Below are 24,307 nucleotides of genomic sequence, written 5' to 3' on the forward strand. Positions count from 1 at the left end.
TGGGCTCAAAATGTTGAAGATTAAGATTCTAAAACACAATGATAAATGCGGTTATTAAAGCCAAAAACATCATAAGCCATGCTGTGAAACACAAAACCAAACTTCTCATAAAAACCACATAAATCACTGCAAAGATATAGATTGCTAAAACCTGCATTTTTGCAATCTCTTTTTACCTTCTCAATAAGTATACTTGCAATACCATTGTTGCGATAGGATTCTTCCACATATAATGCCACTAAAAACGGATAAAGATTCGCACATGAGACAAAATCTTGCAATGCTATACCAACACAACCAACAATCTTTATGTCTTTATCTATTGCAAAAAGAAAATGTGGGATAAAATCGCTTGTTTTAACACAACATTGCAAAACTTCTTTATAAAAGTTTTCTGTTTTCTCATCTGCCCATGCTTTTAGCAGAAAAATTTGTGCTTTCTCTAGCAAACTTGGATTATCTTTTAGGGAGCAAATAGATATTTCTTGCATACACTCGCCTTTATTTACTATCAAGATTCAATAATATCCCTATAAATATCACCATTTCTGTGTGATTTTGCAAAAGCTACAAAATGATTATTACGGATATTTTCCTTATTATAACACAGGGGCTTTTTTGTCTGTAAATCAAGCGTAATTCCACCTGATTCTAGTAAAATAATCTCACTTGCGGCGGTATCCCATTCACTCGTGCCATTCATACGCGGATAAATATCAGCAATACCACTTGCTAACGCACAGATCTTAAGCGATGAGCCTCTCTTTAACACGAGGGCATTATATCTTTGTAGGAACTCTTCTGTCGCCTTTGTGCTATGATGGATAGAGTCACAAGCAATCAGTCTTTTTTGATTAGCTAGGGGTATAGAATCTATTTTCTCAAAACTCTCTGCACTTTTAGAAGCATGGCTAGATTCTATATACTCATCAATATTTTTTAGAATCTCTTGTTTAATATGAGAATCTACGCCACTTAAAAACTCTAAATTATCTCCATAAATCTTTTTTACATGCTCTTTTGCAAGTAGAATCTTATGCGTTTTAAGCCATTCAATACGAGATTTTTTCTCAAGATTCATATAAACAAAGTTTTTAAAATCATAAATATTATATGAAAAGCTACCAAAGCGTTTTAAGCCAATATATGCTTCATAAAGGCAAGGGGCATATACGACACCAAGTGCGACTTCATTTTTATGCAATAAAGCAATATTTATTGTAAAGTTGCCATTGCCGCTTATAAAATCCTTTGTGCCATCAAGCGGGTCAATAAGCCAAAAATACTCTAAATCTTTTCTTTCATTATGCTCTAAAACCGCTTCTTCAGAACATACCTTATATGGGCTTATTGCTTGTAAATGCTGTGTAATATAGGCATTAGATTCTAAATCTGCTTGTGTTAAAGGGCTTTTATCTGCCTTTTGTATATGCGTAGTATCACCATGGAATTTCATAATGATTTTTCCCGCCTCAATAGCTATGCAAAGGGTTTTATAGATTAGATTTTCAAAACTCTCTACTTGCATATTAAATTCCTAAATATTAAATGAGTTTATTCTGCATTCTCTTCTTTATTTTCTACAATCTCTAACTCAGTCTTGCCATAGCTACAACTTAGAATCCTAACAGATAAAGCTTGACCGATTTGCAACTCTTCTTGCATGGAAATAGCCCTTAAGATTCCATTGCCACCTTGTGCTAAATCCACTAGAAAGCCAGATTCTACTTGCTTACTCACTACGCCATCAACGCATTCTCCAACTTTATAGGGCAACTCCTTTTTCTCTTTCTTGCGTAAAAGCTCAAATATATAGTTTTTTGCATTCTGCATAGAATCTTTATTATTTGCACTAATATGCACGACACTTTCATCTTTATCGATATTGATACTAACTTGAAAGCGAGAGATAATATCGCGTATAGTCCGCCCACCTTGCCCGATTATCTCCCCAATGCTTGTGTGTGGCACACAAAAGCTCTCTTTTTGCGGGAGTAACTCATAGTTTGGCTTAATCTCTACATTCCGCATAAGTGAGAGAATATGTAGTATCCCTTCCCTTGCTTGGTCTAGGCTTTGATTAAGAATAGATTCACTAAGCCCATGTATCTTAATATCAAGCTGTAAAGCACTAAAGCCTTTTTCATTCCCTGCAATCTTAAAATCCATATCACCATCAAAGTCTTCTAGCCCCATAATATCGCTTAATATCGCAAATCTCTCTTCGCTCTCATAAATTAACCCCATTGCGATACCTGCTACCATATTGTGCATTTTTATATCCGCACCAAGCAAAGCAAGGCTAGCCCCGCATACACTCGCCATAGAGCTTGAGCCATTTGACTGCAGTATCTCTGATACAAGACGGATAGTATGCGGCGTATTTGCTACATTAGATTCTATTGCCTTTAATGCAAGATTGCCATGTCCTAACTCTCGCCTTGAACTTGCCCCAATAGGATAGGCTTCGCCGACACTAAATGGGGGGAAGTTATAATGGAATATAATCTTACTTTTACCTTGAGTTAGAATGCCTTCTTGTATTTGTGCGTCATTTTGACTACCTAGAGTGCAAGTAACAAGGGCTTGTGTCTGCCCCCGTGTGAAACAAGCACTGCCATGAGTTTTAGGCAAAAGGTTAGATTCTATGCTAATCTCTCGTATCTCTCTCAAAGTCCTACCATCAGCCCTTTTGCCCTCGTTTAGAATCGAGCTTCGCATAATCTCTTTTTTGATAGCAAATACATGCTTTGCTACATTTTCACGCTCAAGATTATGTGCTTGTGAAATCTCTTGAATAAGGGCTATAAGCTGTGTGTGCCGCTCTGTCTTTGACATGCTGCATAGACACTCTTTTATAGAATCTGTATATTCTTTTTCTAAACTTTCTTTCAAGGCTAAATCTAGCTTATTGCTACCCTCATATTCTCTTTTTTCTAAAACAAAAGGCTCAAAATGCTTCATATACAGCATTGACATAGCTTCTATATATTTTTTTGCTAGACTTATCGCTTCTAGTAAGTCATCTTTGCTAATTTCATTTGCATTCTCTATTATAGAATCTCTATTTTGTGTAGTAGTCTTTAAGCTTTGCATTTCTATCATGCTAACATTATTATTTATGCCGCTTACAAATAAATCTAGTTTAGATTCTAGTAATTCATTTAAATCATCACAAAGACTAAACTCATCATCACGCCACATAACCCTTATGCCATTTAGAATCCCTTTTTGTGTTAGCGGAATGCTTGAGAGATACAAACAAATACTTGCTAGATTCATAGCTTTTTGGCATATATCTATTTTTCCATCATAGCTCATTACAAGTATTGTGATTTGCACGGGATAGGGATAGTCTTTTGGGAAAAGTGGGCGAAGACTTCTATCGATTAAACGCGAGATTAGAATCTCATTATCACTTGGTTTGCCCTCTTTTTTAAGGAAGCCTTGCGGAATTTTACCGATAGCATACATTTTCTCAACATATTGGACGCTAAGGGGTAAGAAATCTTCACTACTTGGATTCTCATAATCTACACAAACACTGCATAACAATACGCTACCACCAACCTTTAGCATAACCGATCTATCCGCAAGTGTCGCATATTTATCAAGTATATATGTCTCTGTTTGGGTGTTAGTAATCTCAATGATCTTCATAGCTATCCTTGTAAAAAATAAATATGGCAAAAATAAGATAATTGTAACAAATATTTGTGTAGATAGGATGTCTAGCTTTTTTTGAATTGAGTTTAAAAGGAATTTTCATATATTTACATGAATTGTAAAATTGTAACGCTTGATTTTAGTATTGATTATCAAATATAATATTTCAAGCTCATCTATTAGAATTTAGCCCATTCAAACTATTCTTAATGTAATTTATTACGCCAATTATGAATAAAATAAAACAAGAAAAACATCACACATAAAAACATGTTGTAAAATCTTGCATATTTCATAAACGAGAATATAAAAAAGGGAATAAAATGAGGCATTAAAAAACCACTCTAACTTCACACTCAAGCTAGAATGATATTGTCTTAATTATTTCAATGTGTATTGAGAAAAACAGGGGAAGAGGTTATGAGAAATATTATTTAACCCCATTATGCTTATCAAGCAAGTGCGTGATAACTCTATCTTCGATGATTGCCATTTTTACTGCTGGTAGAAGGTTGTTTTTGCGATAATGCTCAATCACATCTTGTGGGTTTTGTCCGCTCATCATAGATTCATAATAAAGCGTTTGAAATACTTCATTATCATCTACGCTGATTTTCTCTTGTTTTGCGAGTTTATCCACGACAAAAGTAACTTTTACACTCATCTCAGCCTTTGGTCTTTGTGCTTCTCTTAGCTCTTTTACCCTATCTTCATTGCCCCTTAAAGCTTCTATTTCTTCTTGCTTCATGCTAGATATTTCATTATTAAGCAATACATTCATTTCTTGCTCTAAAATATTTTCTGGCAAATCAAATGTAAATTTCTTTGCGATATTTTCTAGGGCTTCTTCTTTTAGCTTTTCATTATAAAGCTTCATTTTAGATTCTCTCTCTAAATCTTTTTTGATTTGATCTTTTAGTGTTGCAAGAGTATTCTCTTCTTTATCGCCTAGAATAGCCTTTGCAAAGGCATCATCAATAGTTACTTCATCTTTTTGTTTGATAGCATGTAATTTTACCTTAAATTGCACGGCTTTTCCTGCAAGGTTTGGGGCTTGATAATCCTCTGGGAAAGTTACATCAATCATCTTTTCTTCACCCACACTCATGCCGATTAAGGCATCTTCAAAACCGGGGATAAATTGATTAGAACCAATTGTTAAATCAAACTTTTCTGCCTTACCACCATCAAATGCCTTGCCATCTAAAAACCCTTCAAAATCAATATGTGCTATATGTCCGCTTTTTAGCTTTTTAGCTTTTGATGGCGCGACCGGAGCGCGATTTTTTGCGAGTTGCTCTAATCGCTCATCTACTTGCTTATCAGTGATTTTTTCAGGTTTAAACTTTGGCATACAAGAGATTGCATCATCAACGCTAAATGTCGGTGTAATGCCAATTTTAAGCTCAATATCAATACCGCTTTCACTTTCTTCAAACTTTGAGATAAGTGGTTGCCCTATCACATCTTTTTCGGTGATATTTAATGCCTTAATAGCATTCGCAAAAAACTCATTAATGCTTTGCTGACGAGATTCTTCAAGCAGACTATCTTTGTAGCGAGTTTTTATAACACTCACTGGCACTTTACCTTTTCTAAAGCCATCTAGCTTCATAGTTTTTGCATACTTACTTGCAAGTGTTTCAATGTGCTTATTAATCGTCTCAATAGCGATTTTTCCACTTGCTTTTGCATTTGCTTCGTTAATTCTTTCTGTATTCATAACTATCCTTAAGGGTTTTTAAGTATAATTTCGTATTGTAACCAAATTTTTATTGTTTGTAAATCTTTTAAGGAGCAAAAATGTCTAAAACACATGATAACAACGCAAAACAACAAACTATTAAAATTGCTTCTATTGAGAATCTAAAACAAAAACTAAGCCTTACAACGAATCTTTCGCCAAATTTTGGCGAGATTATCTCTGTGGAGACAAATATCATAAAGGCAGTCGGTTTATCACCAAGTGTGGGCGATGTCGTATGGCTTATCCGCGGTAATGATACACGCACAGAGGGCATTGTAATCGCTACACATAAAGAAGTATTTAGCATTAGTCCCTTTAGTTTTACAGAGGGCTTTAAGAGTGGTGATAGAGTGATGATCGCAAAAGAGGGTTTAAATATCCCTGTGGGCGATGAGCTTTTAGGGCGAGTGATAAATCCTTTAGGTGTGCCACTTGATAGTCTTGGGGCGTTATATGCGAGTGCTTGCACCCCTATCATTAACGCACCTATTTCTGCGTTAAAACGGGGGCTTATAGATGAAGTCTTTAGTGTGGGAGTAAAAAGCATAGATTCTTTGCTTACTTGCGGTAAAGGACAGAAAATGGGAATCTTTGCTGGGTCTGGTGTGGGTAAATCAACACTTATGGGTATGATTGTAAAAGGGAGTGCCGCACAAATAAAGGTTGTAGCACTAATCGGGGAGCGGGGCAGAGAAGTGCCTGAATTTATCGAGAAAAACTTAGGTGGGAATCTTGAAAATACCGTGCTTGTCGTGGCAACGAGTGATGACTCACCACTTATGCGAAAATATGGGGCATTCTCGGCTATGGCAATAGCGGAGTTTTTTAAGGATAAAGGGCATGATGTGCTATTTATCATGGATTCTGTAACGCGTTTTGCAATGGCTCAAAGAGAGATAGGACTAGCCTTAGGAGAGCCACCAACAAGTAAGGGCTATCCACCTTCAGTTTTAACACTTCTGCCGCAGTTAATGGAGCGTGCTGGTAAGGAAGAGGGTAAAGGTAGCATTACCGCATTTTTTACCGTGCTTATGGAGGGCGATGACTTAAATGATCCTATTGCTGACCAAAGCAGAAGCATTTTGGACGGACACATTATGCTTGATAGGAATCTAACTGATTTTGGAATCTATCCGCCTATTAATATACTAAACTCATCATCAAGGGTTATGCACGATATTATCTCACAAGAGCATAAAAACGCTGCAAGGAAATTTCGCCGTATGCAAGCTCTTTTGAAAGAAAATGAAGTGTTAATCCGCATTGGTAGCTATCATAAAGGCAGTGATGTCGAGCTTGATGAAGCGATTGATAAAAAAGCATTAATGGAAGAGTTTTTAGGACAAGATGAAAATATGCAATCAAGTTATGAAGAAAGCATTACGCAAATGATAGAGATAGCAAATAGTGGTGGTATGTAGTAAAATTTTGTTTTGGTTTAGAAACTAGAGTAAAACTTAACTAATTTAATGTTTAAGGCTATACAGAATGTAAGATTTGACTGCAAATCTATCATGATTCTAACTTAATAGATAGATTTGCATTGTAGTTTTTATTAAAGCTGTAATGCTGCGGTAAGAGACTTAGACTTAGCAGATTATCTTATAATAATCCTCTTTTTCTAAGCTCCGCTTCCACTATTGCTCTAGTATTAGCATTCTCTGTGCGAGAATAAAGATCCTGCAGTTCCGAATCACTCATGCTCGCTGCCTTACTCTTAAGCACTCTTTCCGCACTTTCACTAGCCGAATCCATAAAGCCCTTAGCCTTATCCCAAAATCCCATGTTTATCCTTTATAATAAAATATACGCACATGCGGCGCAACTGAATTCTACAAAAAAAACAAATCAAGGGTATGAAGCCTTTTTTATAATAAAACCATGATGACCATCAAAGTATAAAGAAAGTGTAGTGCAAATGAGAAAAATAGCAAATAAAGGCATGAAAGACATGTTTAATTTTATAAATCCACAATAGTTTCATCTATAAAACAAAAAAAACTACAACTTAAATGAAACTTTTTACCCTTTTTAAGATCAAAGGTTCAAAATGGCAAGTGGGAATATTTTGCTTGTTGCAATTTGCAAAGTAAAAGGCCTACATCTAGAATCTAGTGCAACCATGGATAAAGCTTTTGCAGAGGATTTTACAAGTGATTTTTTGATGCTATAGTTATTCATTGCTTAAAAAACTTATTGGAGTCTTAACTCCAGCCTTGCTAAATCCTTTTCAATCTTTTGACTAACCTATCCTCTTACATTTACAATCATTTAAAACTTCTTCTTATTCACATCTTCTAAAATCTGCATAGCAACAGAATCTACTGCAAAGCTTATCTCTTGTGAATGATTTGCAATGCTTACATTTTGTTGTGTAATGCTTTCTAATTGCGTTATGGTTTCATTGATTTGGCTGATACCTTGTGCTTGTTCTTTTATAGATTCTGCCATATCATTTATGCTTTGAACGAGTATGTTTGTATTTGCTTCAATCTCACCCAAAGATTTCTGTGTTCTCTCTGCTAGTTTTCTCACTTCATCAGCAACGACTGCAAAGCCCCTACCATGCTCTCCTGCCCTTGCTGCTTCTATTGCTGCGTTAAGTGCTAGTAAATTAGTCTGATCTGCTATATCTCTAATAATACCTATTACATTTTTAATATCTTCGCTTTGCGTGATAACTTCGCCTGTTCTGCTGCTTACATTCTGCATTGATGAAGTGATTTGCTCTACTGCGGCGGCGGTTTGTTGCAAAGAACTTGCTTGATGATTTGAGCTTTGTGAGAGTGTTTGCACTGATTCTTCTAGCTCTTTTGACTTAGATTCTAAATCTTTTGCAAACTTTTGACTTGTATGCAACATTTTTCGAATCTCTTCGCCCAAAGTGTTTGTAACGACTTCTACTCTACCATTTGCATCTCTTACTTCTGTGGTAAAGTCTAGATTAACATAGCTATCAAATACTCTTGCTATCTCATTTGTATCACTGCCTATCTTTTTCTCTAAATCATCTAGCATGTGGTTTAATACATTTTTTAACTCATTTAATTGTGGATTATGTGGTGTTTCTGTAATACTTGCTCTAAAATCACCAGATTCTATAATCCTTGCTGTTTCCACTGACTGGGCTACGGCTTTGGAATCTTGGTCTAGTCCTAGCTTTGTTTTCTCAATATTCTCATTGATCGCCTTTGCCATTACGCCCAACTCATCGGTGGAAGAAATATCAATGGTTTGTGTATTTTTACTCTCGTGATTCAAAAATGCAAAAAAGTTAATCAAACCTTTTTGAATCTTATCGATAGGGCGTAAGAAAAAGCTAACAAGTCCAAAAATGACCGCACTAGCGATCAACGCAAAAAGTATCCCTATGCCCACTTGCACATATCCCTGCCTTTTGATAGGTGCTTCTATATCATCAAGTGTTTCAAAACTACACAAAGTATATAGTGAAAATGTTTTATCATGCGAAGTTTTACATTGCGCAAGTCTTGTAATGCCCTTATCTTTAATTTCAAATGCCTCAAAATCACCTGTCTTTGCAGACCATTGTGCCACTTCATCAAATATCGCAGCTTTCTTCATAATGATTTCTGTATCAGTTGCAAGATATGGGATATTTTTATCATCAAGCACAAAGATGGTGCTACCGTTTTTCTCACGCAAAAAGGTAAAATAATCTTGCAAAGTAGATAATAAAATATCGACACCAACGACTGCTACAACCTTACCATTTTTTACAACCGGATAGGCATAGCTCATATTTGGCTTACCAGTTACAGAATCTTCATATACTTCAGTTTGATAAAGACCATTTTTCGCAACTGCCCAGATATACCAAGGACGCTGCGTGGCATTGTAATCATTTGTATATTTGCCCCCACGCATTCTGTATGGCAAACCCTGCTTATCAGTCCCCTCTTCAGATTCTACAATAGCACCACTAGGAAAACCTACATAAGATTTTAGTGCACCGGTTGATTGTCTATGTGTTTGCAAGAAAGCACCAACCGCCCTTATAGCAACATCTTCATCTTCAAACATGCTTGATGGTAAAGACTTAATAGAACTTGCTAAGCCTTCTAATGCAATAGAATATTTTTGATTAGAATCTTGCAAGATCAAATCTACAATACGCAATTCATTTGCTTGTGATGATATTGCGTGATCCATAGATTCGCTTTTTTGCATAGCCATAGTAATTATGCTTAAAGTAATAATGCCAAGCATAATAACCGCTACTGCAACGAGTGCAACTTTTGTCTTAATGCTCATCTGTTTCATAGGTTTTCCCTTATTTAAGAATCTCATGCTACATATTACAAGATAGTGAAAAATTTCATACTACATTCTACACTGCCTTGTGTAGTGAATGTTAATTTAATGTAAAGTGAATTTGACATAAGCAGAGATTATTACACATAAATAATTAAAATTATGTTTATCTCATTAAAAAAGTTTATTTGAATATATTGTTATTCTTTAGTGTTACATTTTTATACTTTTTTGGAATATTCCTATGGGTTTATGATCTTTTTAAAGTTCTAATGATTATCGCAATTCGGCTTGAAGTATATAATCATACTAATTTTGAATATCTGCTTTCGTGCGGAATCTAGAATCTATTAACGCCATATCTTTTGAAATAAGGCAAAATATCTTTCATGGATTTATAATTAGATGTTTTGCAACTTCAACATGAGAATCCTAGAATATCTGTGTGTTTAAATGGGATTGAAAGATTTATAGTTATTCTTTATAATTCTTACTAGCATAAATCTTTAACTAGCCTAGCTTTTAATATACTTATAAGATTTACTATAATTTATCCCTATAAAGACATATTTGGAGTAAGTTTATGGAGTTTTCTACGCTTTTATATTTTGCAAATCTTGGGATATTTTGCGGTTGTATCACTATGGGTATTTCATATATTCTCGCACAAACCATGAATGTTATGCAGGATAAACCCGATACAAAAAGCTTTAAACTTCACGCAAAAACTACGCCACTTTGTGGTGGCATTAGCATTTTTATTGCTTATGTAGTTGTAGTTTTGGGTGGGATTGAAATACCTTTTATTCCTCACAATAATCATGTATCACGCACAAATGTTGGCGATTTTTACGAATATGCCGGGCTTCATTTTTATATTGCATGCTCTATTGTGCTTTGTAGTGGCATTATAAAAGACATTTATGGCAAAATGATTCTATGGCTCGTGTTTTGCATACAAATATGTGGATTCTGTGTGCTTCATTTACTTTTTTATTTACTAGATATGAATCACGATTATAGTTTAATATTTCTATTGCTGCCATGTTATATAGCACTTTTTTTGACTACAAATGGCATGAATACAATAGATGGCATACATGGCAATGCGGCATTATATAGTATGATCGTATTGTGTGCTTTATGTTATATTGCGTATCAAACACAGAGTAATTTTATTGGTTTTGCTGCGAGCGTATTGCTTGGAATCCTATTTGTTTTTTTGCTTTTTAACTATCCATTTGGCAAGATGTTTTTAGGTGGTAGTGGAGCATTTTTGCTTGGATTTTGCATTGGGGCATTACTACTTTTATGTGTGCTATATTATGGAATCAATATGTGGTATTGCATGGCTTTAATACTTTATCCTATATGCTCTATACTATCAAGTGTATTTGCAAGTCTCATTATGCAGTTGTGTTCTACTAGAAAACAAAATATAGCTATATTGGTTGATATCGTGTGGCAACGACATGATTTACATTTACACCATATATTACAAAGATATGTTGGAAACGCAGCGGCACTTATCATTAACACTTTTTTTGCATGTTTTGTTATTTTTGTAACATATTATTATACGGATACTCTTATGATTTTACTTGCTAGTGCTTGTTTTTGCCTATTTTATGTGCTTTGCTTTGCTATTTTATGGAGAAAAAGTGTTAATTTATACAATAAAGCTTAATAATATTTAGTCTAATACACTAAATATTATTTAATATATCACTATAAAATCTTGACTTATTAACCAAAAAATGAGTATGATTCTATCACTTAAAATTTTTAAGTGCTAATTATGAACTTTTTGTATAAGGAGAATGACAATGGCTTTTAAACCACTAGGAAAAAGAGTATTGGTTGAAAGAATTGAAGAGGAAAAAAAGACAGCTTCTGGACTTATAATTCCTGATAATGCGACTGAAAAACCAAGTATTGGTGTTATCAAAGAAGTAAGCAAAGAAGTCGAGAAAGATGATGAAGTCAAAAAAGGCGATAAAGTCCTATTTGGCAAATATAAGGGCAATGAGGTTAAAATCGATAATAAAGATTTTATCGTATTAGAATCTGAAGACATTCTTGGCGTTTTAAAATAATAGAAATAAGGAGCAACTATGGCAAAAGATATTAAATTTAGCGATGAAGCAAGAAATAAAATCTATGAAGGTGTAAGTGCGTTAAGCAACGCAGTAAAAGTTACAATGGGTCCAAAAGGGCGTAATGTTTTGATTCAAAAAAGCTATGGTGCACCTACAATCACAAAAGATGGTGTAAGTGTGGCAAAAGAAATCGAGCTTAAAGACACACTTGCAAATATGGGAGCACAGCTTGTAAAAGAAGTGGCAAGTAAAACTGCTGATGCAGCAGGTGATGGCACTACAACAGCGACTGTTTTAGCACATAGTATTTTTAAAGAAGGTTTAAGAAATATTACAGCGGGTGCTAATCCAGTTGAAGTAAAAAGAGGTATGGATAAAGCGAGTGCTTTAATCATTGAAGAGCTTAAAAAAGGAAGCAAAAAAGTTGGTGGAAAAGCAGAGATTACACAAGTAGCAACAATCTCTGCAAACTCTGATGAAAACATAGGTAAGCTTATCGCTGATGCTATGGAGAAGGTAGGTAAAGATGGCGTTATAACCGTTGAAGAAGCAAAAGGTATTAATGATGAATTAAGCGTAGTTGAAGGTATGCAGTTTGATAGAGGATATCTAAGCCCTTATTTTGTTACAAATGCGGATAAAATGAGCGCAGAGCTTGAGAATCCATATATCCTAATCACTGATAAAAAAATCACTTCAATGAAAGACATTCTGCCTATCTTAGAAGCTACAATGAAAAGTGGTCGCCCTTTACTTATTATCGCAGAAGATTTAGAGGGTGAAGCCCTAACTACGCTTGTAGTCAATAAACTTCGCGGTGTGTTAAATGTAGCTGCTGTAAAAGCTCCGGGCTTTGGTGATAGAAGAAAAGAAATGCTAAGAGATATTGCTATCCTTACAGGTGGCGATGTGATTAGCGAGGAAGTAGGACTTATGCTTGAAAGCATTGATATGAGTCATTTAGGACAAGCAGCAAGAATCGTGCTTGACAAAGACAATACAACAATCGTTGATGGCAAGGGTAAGAAAAAAGCAGTAGAAGAAAGAGTAGCACAAATCCGCACTCAAATCGAATCTACAACAAGCGATTATGACAAAGAGAAATTGCAAGAAAGACTTGCAAAACTCTCTGGCGGTGTAGCAGTTATCAAAGTTGGTGCGCCAAGCGAAGTAGAGATGAAAGAGAAAAAAGACAGAGTAGATGACGCACTATCTGCGACAAAAGCTGCGGTTGAAGAAGGCATTGTCATCGGTGGTGGTGCAGCCCTTATTCATGCAGCAAGTAAGGTAAATGCAAAAAATGCTTCATTAAAAGGTGATGAAAATATAGGATTTGACATTATCCATAGAGCAGTAAAAGCACCTTTAGCACAAATCGCTACAAATGCGGGTTATGATTCTGGTGTTGTTATCAATGAAGTAAGCAAAGCAAAAGATGGCAAAACAGGCTTTAATGCAAGTAATGGCGAATATGTAGATATGTTTAAAGAAGGTATTATTGACCCATTGAAAGTTACTCGTGTAGCACTTCAAAATGCGGTTTCTATCTCTAGCCTACTTTTAACAACAGAAGCAGCTATCACTGATATTAAAGAAGACAAACCAGCCCCAGCTATGCCTGATATGGGCGGAATGGGCGGTATGATGTAATAAAGCCCTATTTACTCAAATACTCTTTATTTAAAGGCTATATAGAACAAACTATATAGCTTGAATAAGAGTTTAAACAACAAACTACAAATAAATTTTGTTTAAACAATTAAATACACTTGCAAACGATTAACACGCACCCTCATAAATCATGCAAACAAAATTTTAGAATCTATATTTTTTATAACTGCGGTATTGAAGCAAATATGCCTTTTAATATGATTGATTTCTATTTTTATGAAATATAAACATGTAGAGTAACAATATTATTATAAAACCCTTTATAGCTGAAATCTTATGTTAAAATGCCGTTGTTTCAGAAACTTAATCTTAAAGCAAATGGAGCATATATTGAAGTGGGCTTAGGCTTATTAAAAATGATTCCGCTTTTAGTCAATACCGATATTACCTATCGTGCAAATATCTATGGCAGACATAATGATTTAGATTTAGGGACAATCCAATAGCTTAAAGTTTGTTTGGACTTTTCTCTAATGTTTATTGGCTATGAAATCTTAATATTTAGTATTATAGAATCTTGCTTTTTCTATGTTTAACATAGCAAAATATTTTAGCTTCGGACTCTAAAAATATTTTTTTTGCCCAATGCTTACATGAGTAAATCTAGGCTCTACACTTGCAATAATAAATAGAAATTATCTAATCTATATCATTTTTTAAGTGAAAATGAGAGAATCACAAACATACTGCAATAATACCATTGCTTAATGATACTAAATCTTTAATATAGTTTTCTTGCAAAAACTACACACAACAAAACATTTTAAAAACTCTTTTTATTCACATCTTCTAGAATCTCTGTTGCAAGATTTGCGACATTGTGGCTAATCTCTTGTGCTTTGTTGCTGACTTGAAGATTATCTTTTGTGAGAATCTCAAGTTGTGAAACTTGTTCGTTAATTTGATTCATACCGCAAGATTGCTCTTCAATAGATTTTGTCATCTCATGTATTGATTGTGTGAGAACATTGGCATTAGATTCTATCTCACTAAGTGATTTTTGTGTTCTTTCTGCTAGTTTTCTCACCTCATCGGCTACGACTGCAAAGCCTCTGCCATGCTCTCCAGCCCTTGCTGCTTCAATCGCTGCATTTAATGCAAGTAAGTTTGTTTGCTCAGCAATTTCTTTAATCACAACAACGATATTTTTAATATCTTCACTTTGACTTATCACTTCATCACTACGCACACTGACACTTGCCATAGAGCTTGTAATCTCTTCAATAGCACTTGCAGTTTGATGCAATGCGCTTGCTTGATTCTGTGTGCTTTCTTGCAATCGTATCACTGAAGTATTCAATAAATCGCTTTGCGTATTTAGCGTATTTGCTAATTTTTGAGAAGTTTGCAACATTTTTGAGATATTTAGAATAAGCATATTGACACTAACTTCCATGCCGATAGGATCTATGATTTGATTTTTAAAATTACCCTCATTTGCTTCCTTAAACACACTAAGAATGCGCGATAAATCCATAGTGATCGTCTCGCATAACGCCGCACTCATTTCATTTATAGAATTACGCAAGGAAATCATATTAGGATTTTTAGAATCTATTATAAGCTGTTTGCCAAACTTACCCTCTTTAACCTCCTGTATTACTTCATGAAAACCATCTTGCAATAACTTTTCTTGCTTATGTAATTTTGTAATGAATTCCACATTTTCATTTATTTCATCTGACATTTGACCAAACTCATCATTACTTTTTATATGTGTCGGCGTGTAGGTTTGAATCTTATATTGCAAATACTCAAAAAACTGCCTTAAATTTTTCCGTATAATATTCAAAGGATTTAATATATAACGGATAATAAAAGTCATAATAGCTAATGCGATTATGATAAAGCCTAGCGACCACAATAATGTATTGATGGCTATGTCTCTAAGTGCTTCATCATAGTCTTTTGTCGAGTTGGTAATGCAAGTGTTCCAGCCTATTTGAGTTTTACCACATGCTGCTAGTCTTTCTTTATTATCTAAAAGAGAGATGTAGCGAAATGGGCTTATCCCATGCTTTGCAATCCCCTCTTTCAGCGTCGCAACAAAGGGTTTTCCAGAATCATCCATAATATATTTTCCGGGTGTAACATAAAATAGATCTTCAAATATCAATGTGCGTCCTGTCGGCGATGTCTTAAGAGACTGCACATCTTTAGAAAATTGAGACAGATATAAATCCCCTACAATCTCTGCTACAATCTTACCATTTACTCGTATAGGTGCAAAAAAAGTGATAGCTAAATCCCCTGTTACAAAATCCACATATGGTGCAGAAACGCCGTCTTTTCCTAGAGATAACGCATTTTTAAACCAATCTCTAGTATTTGCATCATATTTGCCTCCATCACTCCCCATGAGAATCTTAGGAAAGCTATATTGCTCATCTTTTCTACTCATAATCGCTTCACCATCGCTCACATAAGCGATATAAAATGCATCAAAGCCAGACATTCTCGCGGTTTTATTTAAAAAATCATAGATTTCATCGCGATTTAAAAACTTTGGATTCTGTTCTAGCGTTGTGGCAACACTCGCTAATTTATCGCTTTTTTCTTGTATATAGTCATCTATGTAGAGTAAAACTGCTTTTAATAGAATTTCTTTTTGCGTATTGGAGGCTTTCATAAAATTTGCTTTTGAATCAAGCCATTTATACACCCCAAATATACCAAGTATAGCAATAAGCATAGCTATTGTTGATAATTGCAATTTTTGTGTAACACTTAACTTCATATATAATCCTTTTCATTTGCAAATATCAAGCATTGTAATAAAAAATCAAAAACAAAGCAATACAAAATTAAATATAAATGTTGGCTTAAATCAATAAAAAGCAACCAAGTAGCTATCAAACAATATATTCTATTGTATTGGAATTATGGTATGTAGTAGAGAATAATGTTAATCCCAATGTAATGTTGCGGTAATTTTAAAAATTAATACGGCGGTGTATTTTATGCATTAAGATTCCCAACAGATATTTGAAAACATGCCTTAAGGATCAGCTCTAGTACCGAAGATTCTAGAGATGTGCAGTTTAGATTCTAAACATTATACCCCCCCCCCCTACAACCATATAGCCCACCTATTTGACTTAAAACTAATTTCTATGCAAACCACTGCATTAAAACTCAATCCTATAAGATTTTAGATAATACAGCATTTAATATTCTAGGGTGTTTTTTTAGTAAAGCAACTCTTTAGAATCTATGCTACCATTATAAAAGTTTTTTATATAATTTAAAGGGGCTAATATGCAAAAGATCAAAAGATTCTAGTTTTTCTATGTTTGTTAAGTGCGTTTTTATTTGCAAAGGAGCTTGATGTAAATCGCATAAAGCAAGGGGATTTTACAGAGCTAAAAGCCTATCTCACGCAACTAAAATCTATATCTAAGCAAAGGGATTTAAGCTTTAATGAGTATAAAACACTTGCTAGATTTGGCATTGTAGATGGGATAGATGGCGTGTATAATGGTGGGGGTAATAGGGAGTTTGAGAGTATTTATTTCTCTAAACTTTCCCCATTTCTTGCTAAAGAATTTGGGGATTTGTTTGCAGAATATGGCATTATTTTGGGTGATGAAAATAAAGCTGGGGTTAAGGCAGAATATGACTTGCATAGACAACTAGTGTTTTGGTTTAGTGGAGAAGATGTGAGAGATTATAAGCAGATTTTTACCACACAAAAAACTTATGAATCTTTTCTCTTTTTTAAGCATAATGCCATATTTGCCACAAGAATAAACAAAGAAGAGCAAGGGGTAATAAATTGTGGCTATGGTGATGCAGGTGGTGGTGAGTGTGAGTTTATCTTTAAAGAACCCATAAAGGCAAAAGGCACACTCACTTTTCACGCCGACTTTTCTTTGCCACCTAATGAAGTGAGTGCGTGTGATAATTCCGCATATTTTAGCACTTTTAAGACGCAAGATTCTAGGCTAGAGTTTATCAATGGTGGGCATATTGTTTTAGATAAGCGTGAGTATTATGACAAGTTTGCCCAGCTTTTGCCAAAGTGGTATAAAGATAGGCTTGGCGGGAGTGTAGGCTATGAAGTGGAAGTAGAGATTGCAGGTATTATGCCTTGGGTTTTTTCAGCGTGTGCGGCTGGGAAAGATATAACCATCACAAATATCAAAGTGGGAAAAAAGCTACAAGATAATCCAAATGATAGAAAAACCTATGCTAAAAAATAGATAAAGAATTTAATATGTATAGGCTTACTATTAATAGCACAGATAAGTATGTGAATCTGCGTGAAAAGCCAAATGGTAAGATTCTAGAGCAAATCCCCACTGCTAAAAGTGAAGAGATTTTACTGCTTAATCTCAATATGTCGCTATGGGAAGTTAAAGGTGTGAGTGAATGGCAAAGGCAGCTTGGCTATGAAAGGGCTGAATCTAGCGATTATAAAGAAGTTATGGGGCGAGAATGGATAAAGGTGCTTTATTTCCCACCAAGCCTTTCGCCAAAGACACAAACAATCACGGAAGCAAAGATAGGTTATATCCATAAATCACAGCTTATTGTGAGTGATTTACCTTGATTAAAATGTAGTTTTGTGATGCATGCTTAAACCTTACTATTATTAAGAAACTACATAAAAAAGATTCTAACAGCATGGATTAACATGCAATAGAGCTCAGAAACTTGTAGCAAAATCAAGTATTGATAGCTAATGCTTGTAACATAGAGATTAGTATACATTTTACGAACCTACTTTTCTTATCACATTCACTAAAAAATAATAGATATCTACACAAAAATGCGAAATATGCCTATACATCACAACTAGTTTCCATAAAACTACCACACCTAGCAATTATCTCTTGCATAATCATCACTAAGTCTTACAATATCATCTTCGCCCAAATACTCCCCTACTTGCACTTCTATCATAACAAGATCGATTGTCCCCGGGTTTGTTAGCCTGTGTGCGTGTCCCATAGGGATATATGTGGATTGATTTGGTGATAGAAAGATTTCTTTATCTTCAATTTGGACTAATGCACTCCCACTTACAACAATCCAGTGTTCATTCCTATGATAATGTTTTTGCAAACTTAGTCTATGCTTTGGTTTTACCACAATGCTTTTTAGCTTGTATGTAGGACTTTCTTGTAACACGGTGTAACTACCCCATGGTCTAAAAGCTTTATTGTGTATCTCAACTAATGGACTTTTTATAGAATCTAGCTTGGCTACAATCTTTTTTACATCTTGTGTATAGCCTTTTTTTGCTACTAAAAGTGCATCTTGCGTATCAATGATAACGCAGTCATCTATCCCCAATGTTGCTACCATTTTATTAGACATAATGAGATTGTTGCAAGAATGGAAAGCAATGCTTTGCTCATTCATCGCATTATTATTAGAATCTTTTGGCAGCTCTTCGCATAAAGATTCAAAACTCCCAACATCATTCCATGTAAAATGACTTGGAATCATATAAAGTTTATCAGTCTTTTCCATCAAAGCATAATCAATGCTTTCATCGAGTAAATCCTCACTTAGTTTTCTATCAAGTCGCACAAATTCGCTCTTATTGTTACGCAAAGAAGATTCTAATAAGATATTACAGCATTCATAAATCTCTTTTGCATGGACTTTCATCTCATCTAAAAGTGTTTTTGCTTGATAGCAAAACATGCCACTATTCCAGTAATATCCACCTTTTTCTAGGTAGATTTTTGCTTGTTTTTCATCTGGTTTTTCATGAAATGCTATAACTTTATGTGCTTGTTTTGTCTCATTATTTTCAACTTGAATGTAGCCATATCCTGTGTGTGGTCTATCTGGGGTAATGCCAAATGTTACAATATTACCCTTTTCTGCAAACTGACATGCCATCTCTACACAAGCCTTATACGCATTATCATCATGGATAATATGATCACTTGGAAGTGTTAGGATAATCTCATTTGGATTTTGTTTTTCCACAAGCATTGCCCCTAAAGTCAGGGCTGCTGCGGTATTTTTACTCAAGGTTTCTAGGATAAACATATCTATGTCTATATTGAGCGATTTTGCTATATCAAGGGCTAGAAAATAATGCTTATCATTTGTGATAACCTGCCAACTATCATTTACGCTTAAAAGCTTAGCGTTTCTCTCTAGCGTCATCTTAAAAAGGGAATCTTCGCCGATTAGTTTTGCAAATTGCTTTGGCATAAGCTTCCTTGAAAGGGGCCAAAGACGCGTCCCACTACCACCACATAAGATTGAAACAACCATATTTTTCCTTTTTTCTAGATTATCGCTTTATTATTCTAGAATCTAGCCTAAAGTGTTTAGCAAACACCAAGCAATTTACATATCTTATAGACTCACAATCTCTATTTATCCTTACCAAAATGAATGCTAAAGTTGATTTCAGAACCATCAAGAATTTCATGTAATTTTTCTTTTGGCGTATTTTTGAAAAAATCGATAAGAGAATTTGCATCAAGCTCTTTTACATTGTCTTTATTGATAGTATCTGTTGTGCTGAGAGTGTCTAGCGGTGCTTCATTATTTAATGGCATTGTATCATCTAGTTGTGTTTCATTAAGATTAGATTCTATTTCTTGTGTATCTGTTATGCTAGATTCTGTGTTAATGGCTGGTGTATCCCGTGTTTCATCAAGCTTATTTTGATTGAGTTGATTTGGATTAATATCATTTGGATCAATACGCACAATATCTAAATCTGTAATCTCGCCTAGTGCTTCTGCTAACTCTGTTTCTGTGAGATTTTCAAGTGTTTCTTCATTGGAAGGTAGGGCGACATAGAGTGTATCGGGGTTAGTTTCTAGAGACCCTGTTGAGTTATCATTAGAAGCAATATCGCTGGATTCTAAAGTGTCAGTTGAACTTTCAGAATCTAACTCTGCTAACATATCATCAAGCACATTAGAATCTGTGTCTATGCCATCTTGTGTGTGAGTTTCCCCATCAATTAAGTCTTTTTGCAAATCTAGCTCACTAGAATCGCTATCGCTTAAGAAATCTGTGAGTAAGTCATCTGCATTATCTAAATCCATGCTGTCTTTATTCTCTGGATCTAGCAATTCATCTTTTATATCATCTGCTTGAGATAAATCTGTATTATCATTTAAAGCCACTTTATCATTTAAGGCTTCTAAGGCTTCATTCACTTCTGCCAAAGTGTCTTCTTGTAATACTTGTGGTTTGCTATCTGGATTCTGTAGCTCTTCATCAATATTAAGCATTGCTTCTAAATCCATATCTATTTGGTTAGAATCAGGTGCTTTTGTGTCATCTATTTCTATGCTTAAATCTTTGTCTAAATTTAAATCATCTAATGTATTAGATTCTAAATCTGGGGTGCTAACTGGAGAATCATTGGAATCTAGCCCATCTAATAAATCATTATCTAGCTGTTGTGTATCATTTGTTTCTAATTCTTTACTCTCTTGTGATTGCAAATTGAGATCATCATCTAATTGCAATAAAGAGTTAATATCATCTTCTTTATTTTCGGTATCTAGTGTTTTAGATTCCATGTCGTGCGTTATGTCCATAGAATCTAAACCAAGCGAGTCAAGCAATAATTCATCGGCTTCTTTAGATTCTAGATTTTTAGATGTTTCGCTTTGCTCAACATGACAATCATTAGAATCCATATTTTCACTATCTTGTGCTTTAGATTCTAGTAACTCACTAGAATCATCAATAAGAGATTCTAAACTCTCATTTTGTGCTAGATTGTCTGTATTTGCTGTTTCAGAATCAGAATCTAAAAGAGATTCTAAACTTTCATCATCTTTGGCTTTGTTGTCTAAATCTATATCTAAAAGATTAGAATTAAGACTAGATTCTATATTATCATCTGTGTTTTCAGTCTCATTTGCAGTTTCATTTATTTGCAAGTCTAAATCATCAAGACTCATATTATCTGCTTCTTTAGAATCTTTACTTTCTTCTGCATTTATTGCACTATCAAATGCGTTATCAAGGGCTTCTGTGAGATTATCAAACGCATCATCTAGAGTGTTTGCATTTGTATTCTTACTTTGGTCTTCTTGCATGTTGAGTATATCATCAATGCTTTCTTCTGTCTTTGCTGGTGTTAAATCTGTGTCTATATTGAGATCATCTATTAAATCATTTGGTAATTCATCGCTTACGCTAGATTCACTAGATATAGAATCATCTGTTTCTAAAGCATCTAATAAATCACTATCTAGCTGTTGTATATCGTTTGTTTCTACTTCTCTATCTTCTTGTGATTGCAAATCTAGCTGCAATAAAGAGTTAAGTTCATCTTCTTTATTTTCGGTATCTAGTGATTTAGATTCCATGTCGTGCGTTATGCCCGTAGAATCTAAATCAAGTGAGTCAAGCAATAAATCATCAGCTTCTTTGGTTTCTAAACTCTCATCTTGTGCTAGATTGTCTATTTCTTTAGGATTAGAATCTAGACTAGATTCTGTGCTGTTATCTGTGTTTGTAGTTTCATCTATTTGCAAGTCTAAGTCATCAAGTTGTATATTATCTGTTTCCTTAGAATCTAAATCTTTTGTTTGTGTTGTAGAATCTGCTACATCTAAATCGCTCAAGTTAGTAGTAGAATCTATATTTTTTAAATCTTCTAAATTAGAATCACTCTCCACAGAATCTTTTGCTTCATCACTTGATTCTCCATCTAATATCATATTATCAAAAGCACTATTTAGAGCAGCACTCAATTCATCAAAGGCATCATCTAGCGTATTTGTGGTTGTGGTATCTTGTGTGGCTTGTTTGCTTAGTGTCTCATCAAGTCCGCTTAAATCAATGGAATCTATATCATTTTCTACACTTGGTTTGGGTGTTGATTGAGGGGCTTGTGTATCTAAATCCATATCCATTAGCCCCATATCATCTAACTCTTTTTTATCTATTGCTGTAAGATTATCTGTGTTTTTTTCTGTGATATTAGCCCCAGATTCTATACTTTCATCTTTTTCTTGCGTTATATCGCTTTGCAAAGCTAAAGATTCTAAATCAATATTGTCTAAATCGCTGTTTGCTGATTCTGTGTTTGCGTCCGCTTCTATATCGTTTGTGCTAGAATCATCACTTACATTTTTTAAACTCTCATCATTTAATATATCATCTAAACTTTCATTTTCTAAAGATTGTGTATCTGCTGTATCACCTGCATTATTTTCTTGCTCTTTTGCCTTGAGTTCTTCTTCCTCTTTTTTTGCCTGCATGAATTTCTTAGGGCTAGGCTGCAATAAATCCCTTTCATCATCACTCAAAAACAAATCATCTTCATCATCGCCAAGATTATCTGCTACTTCTTTTGCTTCCCCTTCTATCTGTGCTGGGATACCTAAACTAGCAGCTTTTAGAGCTGATGAATCCACAATAGAATCAAGATCAAAGTTTGCTAAATCAAGCGGATTATCACTGCTTGGTTTAAGATCGCTTAAATCGCTATCAAATATTGAGCCAACTCTGTGTTCTGGCTCTTCTTCACCCTCTTTAATAGAATCTTCTTTGTTGGCAGTATTGTTTTCTTCTTCCGTGCTTTCACTATCCGTAGAATCTGCAACTTCTTCACTCGTTACTTCACCAGCGGCTTGAAGATCTGAAAAATCAAGTGAATCTGGATTAAAATCAAGCATAGAATCTGTATCTTCACCCGCAATCTCTTCAGCTTCTGCTTGAAGTTTTGCGGTGTCTATATTTATGCCATCTGGCGGGGTAATTTCTGCTGATTTTAAGTCCATATCAATTTCATTAACAGACTTTACATTATCATATTCTTCTAGCCCTTCATTTGATATTTCATCATCTGCTTCTTTTATCTCGCCCTCTTTTGGTATGCAGTCATTGAGTATTTCTAAAATATCTGTGGGGAGAAAGGGTTTTTGTATCGCAATATTAAATTCATGTTTTTTAATCTGTGTTTTACGCGCAAAAAGTAAGCAAACTTTCACTTGGTCTTGCAGGGCGGTTAGTCGCTCAAGATTTTTGCCTACATTCTCATCATCTACAATGATACATATATAATCTTTTGGTCTAAAGTCATTAGCAATGCGTGCTACATTTTCAACCTCAAGGTTTAGCTTTTTACTTGCCATGCCAACAAGCTTTTTAATAACTGGATTCTGATTGATGAGTAAGACTTTCATATACGCTCTCTTGAAAATTAATGATGATTATGACAAAAACTGATAAATTTAGCATTATAATACAAAATTGTTTTATTTTTATATAGTAAGGATTTAAATGCAAGAAAATACACACTTTTTACCGACAAGAAACATGGGATTCAATAAAATGAAGAAAAAAGTTGTAATAGTATGCTTAAGTATAATGTGTGCTTTTATGCCATTATCAGCGATGGAGAAAATCTATCTCATGCCCTACGAACAACAAGAGGCATTGGGTGAATTACTTAGAGTGATTAAACAAGCAAATAAAAGCATTGATATTGCCATTTATAGCTTTACAAATAGGGAGATAGCAAAAGCCCTGCGTGATGCAAGTAGCAAGGGTGTAAAAATAAATATTATCTATGATATGGGGCAAAAAAGTGTCAATAATAGCACCATTGGTTACCTTGAGAAATTTGCAAATATCCATACTTGTTTGCTAGAGGGAAATCCCGCAAAAAATGGCAAATATAAAGGCATTATGCATCATAAAATGATTATTATCGATGGGGCTTTAGTGGGATTTGGTAGTGCAAACTGGAGTAAAAATGCGTTTGAGAATAACTATGAATCATTATATTTTACGGATTCTAAAGAGATTATCCAAAAATCACAGGGTTATTACAATAAAATGCTTAAAGCATGCACACCATTCATGAGTTATTAATATTTTGTTTCTTAGTGTTGCTTGG

17 protein-coding genes are annotated in these 24,307 nt (G+C 34.6%); 8 read left to right on the forward strand and 9 right to left on the reverse strand.

The genetic code is table 11. The features are described from left to right. Positions 1–20: 20 nt before the first annotated feature. The 4 genes from C6H08_RS02900 to tig form a co-directional block, all read right to left on the reverse strand. The gene (locus C6H08_RS02900; protein WP_034580442.1) at positions 21–491 is read right to left on the reverse strand and encodes a GNAT family N-acetyltransferase; all 471 of its coding nucleotides are present in this window, start codon (positions 489–491) and stop codon (positions 21–23) included. A 20-nt stretch (positions 492–511) separates the two neighbouring features. Continuing rightward, positions 512–1,528 carry a 3'(2'),5'-bisphosphate nucleotidase CysQ family protein gene (locus tag C6H08_RS02905; protein WP_034580445.1) on the reverse strand — a complete coding sequence of 339 codons (1,017 nt, stop codon included), beginning with the start codon at positions 1,526–1,528 and terminating at the stop codon, positions 512–514. Positions 1,529–1,554: 26 nt separating this feature from the next. After that, positions 1,555–3,660: a polyribonucleotide nucleotidyltransferase gene (locus C6H08_RS02910; protein ID WP_034580447.1), complete on the reverse strand. Its 2,106-nt coding sequence runs from the start codon at positions 3,658–3,660 to the stop codon at positions 1,555–1,557. Between the two features lie 436 nt (positions 3,661–4,096). After that, positions 4,097–5,389, reverse strand: coding sequence for a trigger factor (gene tig, locus C6H08_RS02915; RefSeq protein ID WP_034580449.1), 1,293 nt, complete (start codon positions 5,387–5,389; stop codon positions 4,097–4,099). 80 nt (positions 5,390–5,469) lie between these two features. Between tig and fliI the strand changes: the two genes are divergently transcribed. Further along, complete coding sequence (fliI, locus tag C6H08_RS02920) at positions 5,470–6,834, forward strand: flagellar protein export ATPase FliI (protein WP_052100054.1); 1,365 nt, start codon at positions 5,470–5,472, stop codon at positions 6,832–6,834. Between the two features lie 181 nt (positions 6,835–7,015). Here fliI and C6H08_RS02925 read toward each other — a convergent pair whose 3' ends face one another. Both C6H08_RS02925 and C6H08_RS02930 read right to left on the reverse strand, forming a co-directional pair. After that, complete coding sequence (locus C6H08_RS02925; protein ID WP_034562798.1) at positions 7,016–7,198, reverse strand: hypothetical protein; 183 nt, start codon at positions 7,196–7,198, stop codon at positions 7,016–7,018. A 486-nt stretch (positions 7,199–7,684) separates the two neighbouring features. Continuing rightward, positions 7,685–9,688 (reverse strand): methyl-accepting chemotaxis protein, encoded by a 2,004-nt coding sequence (locus C6H08_RS02930; protein WP_104686096.1) that lies wholly within the window; start codon positions 9,686–9,688, stop codon positions 7,685–7,687. 583 nt (positions 9,689–10,271) lie between these two features. Between C6H08_RS02930 and C6H08_RS02935 the strand changes: the two genes are divergently transcribed. The 4 genes from C6H08_RS02935 (at position 10,272) to C6H08_RS11460 (ending at position 13,904) form a co-directional block, all read left to right on the forward strand. Then, positions 10,272–11,375, forward strand: a complete 1,104-nt coding sequence (locus C6H08_RS02935; protein ID WP_034562800.1) for an MraY family glycosyltransferase — start codon at positions 10,272–10,274, stop codon at positions 11,373–11,375. A gap of 139 nt (positions 11,376–11,514) precedes the next feature. Then, a complete protein-coding gene (gene groES / locus C6H08_RS02940) occupies positions 11,515–11,784 on the forward strand; it encodes a co-chaperone GroES (RefSeq protein WP_034562802.1) in 270 nt (89 codons plus the stop codon). A gap of 18 nt (positions 11,785–11,802) precedes the next feature. Beyond that, the gene (groL, locus tag C6H08_RS02945) at positions 11,803–13,437 is read left to right on the forward strand and encodes a chaperonin GroEL (RefSeq protein WP_034562804.1); all 1,635 of its coding nucleotides are present in this window, start codon (positions 11,803–11,805) and stop codon (positions 13,435–13,437) included. A 311-nt stretch (positions 13,438–13,748) separates the two neighbouring features. Further along, positions 13,749–13,904: a hypothetical protein gene (locus C6H08_RS11460; protein WP_194145880.1), complete on the forward strand. Its 156-nt coding sequence runs from the start codon at positions 13,749–13,751 to the stop codon at positions 13,902–13,904. Between the two features lie 317 nt (positions 13,905–14,221). Here the strand turns inward: C6H08_RS11460 and C6H08_RS02950 are convergent, their stop codons facing one another. Next, positions 14,222–16,195: a methyl-accepting chemotaxis protein gene (locus C6H08_RS02950; RefSeq protein ID WP_034580451.1), complete on the reverse strand. Its 1,974-nt coding sequence runs from the start codon at positions 16,193–16,195 to the stop codon at positions 14,222–14,224. Between the two features lie 556 nt (positions 16,196–16,751). Between C6H08_RS02950 and C6H08_RS02955 the strand changes: the two genes are divergently transcribed. Next, entirely contained in the window at positions 16,752–17,660 is a 909-nt protein-coding gene (locus C6H08_RS02955) for a hypothetical protein (protein ID WP_233708457.1), read from the forward strand. A 14-nt stretch (positions 17,661–17,674) separates the two neighbouring features. Continuing rightward, positions 17,675–18,010, forward strand: a complete 336-nt coding sequence (locus C6H08_RS11795) for a hypothetical protein (protein ID WP_233708458.1) — start codon at positions 17,675–17,677, stop codon at positions 18,008–18,010. 269 nt (positions 18,011–18,279) lie between these two features. Here C6H08_RS11795 and C6H08_RS02960 read toward each other — a convergent pair whose 3' ends face one another. Together C6H08_RS02960 and C6H08_RS02965 are read right to left on the reverse strand one after the other, a co-directional pair. After that, positions 18,280–19,698 (reverse strand): mannose-1-phosphate guanylyltransferase/mannose-6-phosphate isomerase, encoded by a 1,419-nt coding sequence (locus C6H08_RS02960; RefSeq protein ID WP_034578923.1) that lies wholly within the window; start codon positions 19,696–19,698, stop codon positions 18,280–18,282. Positions 19,699–19,799: 101 nt separating this feature from the next. After that, on the reverse strand, positions 19,800–23,591 hold the full coding sequence (locus C6H08_RS02965) for a midas domain-containing protein (protein WP_194145877.1): 3,792 nt from the start codon (positions 23,589–23,591) through the stop codon (positions 19,800–19,802). 97 nt (positions 23,592–23,688) lie between these two features. Between C6H08_RS02965 and C6H08_RS02970 the strand changes: the two genes are divergently transcribed. Further along, a complete protein-coding gene (locus tag C6H08_RS02970) occupies positions 23,689–24,282 on the forward strand; it encodes a phospholipase D-like domain-containing protein (protein ID WP_233708459.1) in 594 nt (197 codons plus the stop codon). Positions 24,283–24,307 lie beyond the last annotated feature (25 nt).

It is taken from the genome of Helicobacter bilis (assembly GCF_900198365.1).
GTDB lineage: Bacteria > Campylobacterota > Campylobacteria > Campylobacterales > Helicobacteraceae > Helicobacter_A > Helicobacter_A bilis_B.

Coding starts and splice junctions, on each gene's coding strand:
- C6H08_RS02900 (WP_034580442.1), bottom strand. CDS start 491: ATGCAAGAAATATCTATTTGCTCCCTAAAAGATAATCCAAGTTTGCTA.
- C6H08_RS02905 (WP_034580445.1), bottom strand. CDS start 1,528: ATGCAAGTAGAGAGTTTTGAAAATCTAATCTATAAAACCCTTTGCATA.
- C6H08_RS02910 (WP_034580447.1), bottom strand. CDS start 3,660: ATGAAGATCATTGAGATTACTAACACCCAAACAGAGACATATATACTT.
- tig (WP_034580449.1), bottom strand. CDS start 5,389: ATGAATACAGAAAGAATTAACGAAGCAAATGCAAAAGCAAGTGGAAAA.
- fliI (WP_052100054.1), top strand. CDS start 5,470: ATGTCTAAAACACATGATAACAACGCAAAACAACAAACTATTAAAATT.
- C6H08_RS02925 (WP_034562798.1), bottom strand. CDS start 7,198: ATGGGATTTTGGGATAAGGCTAAGGGCTTTATGGATTCGGCTAGTGAA.
- C6H08_RS02930 (WP_104686096.1), bottom strand. CDS start 9,688: ATGAGCATTAAGACAAAAGTTGCACTCGTTGCAGTAGCGGTTATTATG.
- C6H08_RS02935 (WP_034562800.1), top strand. CDS start 10,272: ATGGAGTTTTCTACGCTTTTATATTTTGCAAATCTTGGGATATTTTGC.
- groES (WP_034562802.1), top strand. CDS start 11,515: ATGGCTTTTAAACCACTAGGAAAAAGAGTATTGGTTGAAAGAATTGAA.
- groL (WP_034562804.1), top strand. CDS start 11,803: ATGGCAAAAGATATTAAATTTAGCGATGAAGCAAGAAATAAAATCTAT.
- C6H08_RS02950 (WP_034580451.1), bottom strand. CDS start 16,195: ATGAAGTTAAGTGTTACACAAAAATTGCAATTATCAACAATAGCTATG.
- C6H08_RS11795 (WP_233708458.1), top strand. CDS start 17,675: ATGTATAGGCTTACTATTAATAGCACAGATAAGTATGTGAATCTGCGT.
- C6H08_RS02960 (WP_034578923.1), bottom strand. CDS start 19,698: ATGGTTGTTTCAATCTTATGTGGTGGTAGTGGGACGCGTCTTTGGCCC.
- C6H08_RS02965 (WP_194145877.1), bottom strand. CDS start 23,591: ATGAAAGTCTTACTCATCAATCAGAATCCAGTTATTAAAAAGCTTGTT.
- C6H08_RS02970 (WP_233708459.1), top strand. CDS start 23,689: ATGCAAGAAAATACACACTTTTTACCGACAAGAAACATGGGATTCAAT.